This is a genomic window from Vibrio sp. 1402, from assembly GCF_033340275.1.
This window is the reverse complement of sequence record NZ_JAWOWE010000511.1, coordinates 1-574: the sequence shown is the minus strand read 5'-3', so window position 1 is coordinate 574 and position 574 is coordinate 1. Positions and strand designations below refer to the sequence as shown.

1 protein-coding gene is annotated in these 574 nt (G+C 45.3%); it reads right to left on the bottom strand.

Annotated elements, in window-relative coordinates:
- Window positions 1-17: 17 nt before the first annotated feature.
- Window positions 18-574 (bottom strand): type I restriction-modification enzyme R subunit C-terminal domain-containing protein (locus R7044_RS26975; protein ID WP_318141751.1); only part of this gene is annotated, 557 nt, incomplete at its 5' end.

Genomic DNA, 574 nt, shown 5'->3' with positions numbered 1-574 from the left:
ATGCGGGGTTGTGGTGATTAGGCTGATTGATAAATCTCAGCTTCCAATTCAGAAATCGCTTCTAAGTATTGCTCTTTACCACCAAAGCACTTTTTGACGATTTCAGCAGGGCGTCCCATCTCGTCAAAAGGCTTAACTTTGAGTACATGAATATTTTCAATCTCTTGAACGCCTTCGTCTGCGTACTTGTCTAATAAGTTGTTCAACACCTGCTGAGCCGTTTCACCGTACTTAGTGAAGTAGTTGCGCTTTTTGACGTTGTCAGCGCGTTCTTTTCTGGTGAGTGCTGGTTGGTCATACACGACATGACAAATCATGTCGAATGGGTCGAGATCTTTGCCGACTTCCAGCTCTAATGCTTCCCAGATGATGCCTTCTTCTGCCAGTTCATCGATGATTGCTCGCTTTTTATCGGCATCTTGCCAGCGCTTAACAAAGTCATCCATCGAGGTGAACTGTTTTGCCATCGTCTTGCGGGTATAGTCTTTGAATGATTCAGTTACGAGTTTACCGTCGGCATCGTAGTATTGAACACGCTCGGCAATGGCTTTCACCGTTACACCGTTGACATGGA